The organism is Streptomyces sp. NPDC048417 (assembly GCF_040651615.1).
In the GTDB taxonomy this organism is placed as follows: Bacteria; Actinomycetota; Actinomycetes; order Streptomycetales; family Streptomycetaceae; genus Streptomyces.
In genome coordinates this window covers 1-3,370 of sequence record NZ_JBEZKI010000082.1, presented here as the reverse complement: position 1 = coordinate 3,370, position 3,370 = coordinate 1, and the positions used below count along the sequence as shown (strand labels likewise).

Here is a 3,370-nt window from a genome sequence, read left to right as displayed (position 1 = left end):
CAGTGTGTGGAGTGTCGATCTGTGGAGCTAAGGAGAATTGAACTCCTGACCTCCTGCATGCCATGCAGGCGCTCTACCAACTGAGCTATAGCCCCGCGTTTCGCTCCGCCGGGTCTCCCTGGCGGCGACGCCAACATTACACGGTCGACAGGGTGCACCACCAAATCGTTTCCGTTCTGTACGGATACGGACGCTAGTGTCGGACTTCGTGACCGTGATCGTGTTCTCCGAGACCCGGCGCCGGGTGCCGGCGGCCCTGGGGACGTGCCTCTTGTCGTTCACGGCGTTCTGGGCGGCTCAGCGGGCCGCGCACGTGTCGATGATCGACCTGATGGTCTACCGCGCGGAGGGGGCGACCGTCCTCGCGGGCGGCGACCTCTACGCGCTGCGTACGACGGCCGCTCATCTGCCGTCCACCTACCCGCCGTTCGCGGCGCTGCTGTTCACCCCGTTGACGCTGCCGGACGTCCCGACCATGCGGACGCTGGCGACGGCCGGGAACCTCGTTCTTCTGGTGGTGTTCGTGGCGCTTTCGCTGCGGCTCGCCGGGCACGCGCGCGTGGAGGGCGTGCTGTGGGTCGCGGCGGCGGCGGTGTGGTGCGAGCCGGTGTGGACGACCGTGCGCTACGGGCAGGTCAATCTGCTGCTGGCCGTGCTGATCCTTTGGGATCTGTCACGGCCTCCGGCCGAACGGCCGGGCCGCTGGGCGGGGGTGGGCGTCGGGCTCGCGGCCGCGGTCAAGCTGACGCCCGCCCTGTTCGCAGTGTTCCTGCTCGTCACGGGCCTGGTGGCGCGCCGCGGCGGCCGGGACGGGGGGCCGTGGCTGCGGCACGCGCGCGGGGCGGCCGCCGCCTTCGCGGGGGCGACCCTGCTGGCGGCGGCCGTCCTGCCGTACGACTCGTGGCGGTTCTGGACCGGCATGGTGTTCCGGACGGGGCGGGTGGGGCGGGCCGAGGAGACGGCGAATCAGGCCCTGCGCGGCGTTCTGGCGCGCTTGCTGCACACTCCCGAGCCGGGAGCGCTCTGGACCGCCGCAGCGGCTCTGACGGCCGTCCTGGGGCTCGCTGTGGCGGTCTCGGCGGAGCTGCGCGGCCGGCGGGGCTGGGCGGTGGCCGGGTGCGCAGTGACCGCGCTGCTGATCAGCCCGGTGTCCTGGTCGCACCACTGGGTGTGGTGCGTGCCGGTGGTGCTGCTGCTGTGGACGCGCGGGCACCGGGCGGCGTCCGCCGGCACCCTGCTGGTCTTCTGCTCGTACGCCCTGTGGTGGGTGCCACACCGGCACGGACGGCCCGAACTGCACCAGAACGCCGTCGACTTGACGTTGTCGGCGCTCTACGCGGTCACTGGACTGCTGTTCCTGGCGCTCGCCCGGACATCGTTGCCGAAGCCGGGCGCCGCTCAGGCCGTGACGAACGAGTAGAACCGCTTGAGCGTGCAGTGTTCCTCGAGAAGACGGCCGTAGATCGGCTCGCCCTCCAGTTCACGGTAGGTCTCGATCGGGTCGCCTTTTATGATCAGCGCCCGAGCGCATTCCTCGCACCAGTACTGGTAGTCGGGGTTGATCGGCTCCATGTCGCGGACGATCGGGGTGCCGCTTCCGCACCAGTCGCACTTCCGCCTGTGTGCACCCATCGATCAGCTCCAGCTGTGGCCGCAGGCCGTGCACACGTAGGAGATCCCGCCATTGTCGCCCAGCACTTGGGCCACGTGTGCGGAACCGCAGGAAGGGCAGAGCAGCCGGGTGATCGTATCCCGTATCAACGCCGCACCGAGGAGGTGGCCGCCCTCCTCAAGGATGCTCGCAGGCATCGCTACTCCCTCCCGTCGGGCCGCGCCCCCTTCCGGCCGTTTGATTCTGCCACGGCCGGACCAATACGGTCAGCGACGCCTCAGTACCAGTCCGGACACGGCACCCGCGGCCGCCGTCGCGGCGAGCGCCCATGCGCAGGCTGACAGCGCCTCCGCAGAGGTATACGCCCCCGGCGCCCCAAGTGACTCAAGCCGGTTCAAGAACAGTGTGCCGAACGCGGCGACGCCGATGAGCTGGCCGAGCTGGGTGACGGTCGCCAGGAGGCCGCTGGCGTCCGCCGCGTCCTCGGGGCGCACGGTTGCGAGCGCGCCGGTGAGTGTCGGACTGAAAGCGAGCGCGAGCCCCACGCCCACGCCGGCGTACGCCGCGTAGAGCTGCACGCCCCCGTCGCCGCCGTCGTGGTAGGCCAGCCCGACGCCGGCGACGGACAGCGCCGTCAGCGCGAACCCGGCCGGGGTCAGCGCCGGCTGCCAGGAGGCGGGCCACCTGCGCCAGGTCAGGGCGACCGCGCCGAAGACGACGGCGGTCGGCGCGAAGGTGAGCCCGGCACGCAGCGCGCCGTAGCCGAGGCCGCCCTGGACGTGCAGGGTGAGGGCGAAGAGGAGTCCGGCGTTGACGGCCATCACGGCGAGGATGCGGAAGACGGCCAGGCCCATGCCGGGGTGGCGCAGCACCCGCGGTGCGACGATCGGGGCGCCGCCGCGCCGGGCGAGCCGGGCCTCGTAACCGCAGAACAGTGCGAACAGGAGCACGGCGGCCGCCAGGGACAGCCAGGACCACAGCGGCCAGTCCTCCTCCTGGCCGAGCACCAGCGGAACCGTCAGCAGCGACACGGCGGCACCCAGCAGGACCAGGCCGGGCAGGTCCAGGCCACGCGCCCGTTCCGGTCCGGATCCGGCGCCCGTCGGCAGGACGCGCCTGCCGAGGACGAGGAGTACGGCGCCGACCGGCACGTTGACGAGGAACACCGGCCGCCAGCCGGTGCCGAACAGGTCCGCGCTGACCAGGACGCCGCCGATGGTCTGGCCGGCCGCGGCGCCGACCGCGAGGACCGCCGAGTAGGCGCCGAGCGCCCGGATGCGGGCCTCGCCGGTGAAGGTGCGCTGGATGATGCTGAGGACCTGCGGGATCATCACCGCCGAACCGGCACCCTGCACCAGTCGGAACACGATCAGCTCGGTGACCCCCTGGGCCAGGCCGCAGGCCAGTGAGGCCGTCGTGAACAGCGCGAGTCCGGCGAGGTGGACCCGGCCGTGGCCGAGCCGGTCGCCGAGGCGGGCGCCGGTGATCAGCAGCACGGAGTAGGTGATGGCGTAGCCGGCCACGACCAGTTGCAGGTCGGCGCCGGAGGCGTGCAGGTCGGAAGCGATGGTGGGGGCCGCGACGTTCACGATGAAGACGTCCAGTACGGCCATGAACAGGGCCGCGAGGACGACCGCGAGCGGCAGCCGGGGCCGGGGCCGGTTGATGCTCCTATTGATCGTCAAGCCCTGTGGGTGGGGTGAGCGCCGTATCGTGGCCGGGTGCGGTACTTGACGGAGTCGTTCATTCTTGGGGCCT

Annotated in this window: 4 protein-coding genes and 1 tRNA gene; 1 reads left to right on the top strand and 4 read right to left on the bottom strand. The window is 71.5% G+C overall.

What is annotated here, in order from left to right:
• Window positions 1-22 precede the first annotated feature (22 nt).
• Window positions 23-95, bottom strand: a tRNA-Ala gene (locus AB0D59_RS51040).
• 113 nt (window positions 96-208) lie between these two features.
• Between AB0D59_RS51040 and AB0D59_RS51035 the strand changes: the two genes are divergently transcribed.
• Entirely contained in the window at window positions 209-1,420 is a 1,212-nt protein-coding gene (locus AB0D59_RS51035; protein ID WP_362580054.1) for a glycosyltransferase 87 family protein, read from the top strand.
• Here AB0D59_RS51035 and AB0D59_RS51030 read toward each other — a convergent pair.
• From AB0D59_RS51030 to AB0D59_RS51020, 3 genes are all read right to left on the bottom strand, one after another.
• Window positions 1,399-1,632 carry a hypothetical protein gene (locus AB0D59_RS51030; protein WP_006136074.1) on the bottom strand — a complete coding sequence of 78 codons (234 nt, stop codon included), beginning with the start codon at window positions 1,630-1,632 and terminating at the stop codon, window positions 1,399-1,401. The genes AB0D59_RS51035 and AB0D59_RS51030 overlap by 22 nt on opposite strands.
• Window positions 1,633-1,635: 3 nt before the next feature.
• On the bottom strand, window positions 1,636-1,809 hold the full coding sequence (locus AB0D59_RS51025) for a hypothetical protein (protein WP_107408581.1): 174 nt from the start codon (window positions 1,807-1,809) through the stop codon (window positions 1,636-1,638).
• A gap of 69 nt (window positions 1,810-1,878) precedes the next feature.
• Complete coding sequence (locus AB0D59_RS51020) at window positions 1,879-3,297, bottom strand: MFS transporter (protein ID WP_362580050.1); 1,419 nt, start codon at window positions 3,295-3,297, stop codon at window positions 1,879-1,881.
• Between the last annotated feature and the right edge of the window lie 73 nt (window positions 3,298-3,370).

Coding starts and splice junctions, on each gene's coding strand:
- AB0D59_RS51025 (WP_107408581.1), bottom strand. CDS start 1,809: ATGCCTGCGAGCATCCTTGAGGAGGGCGGCCACCTCCTCGGTGCGGCG.
- AB0D59_RS51030 (WP_006136074.1), bottom strand. CDS start 1,632: ATGGGTGCACACAGGCGGAAGTGCGACTGGTGCGGAAGCGGCACCCCG.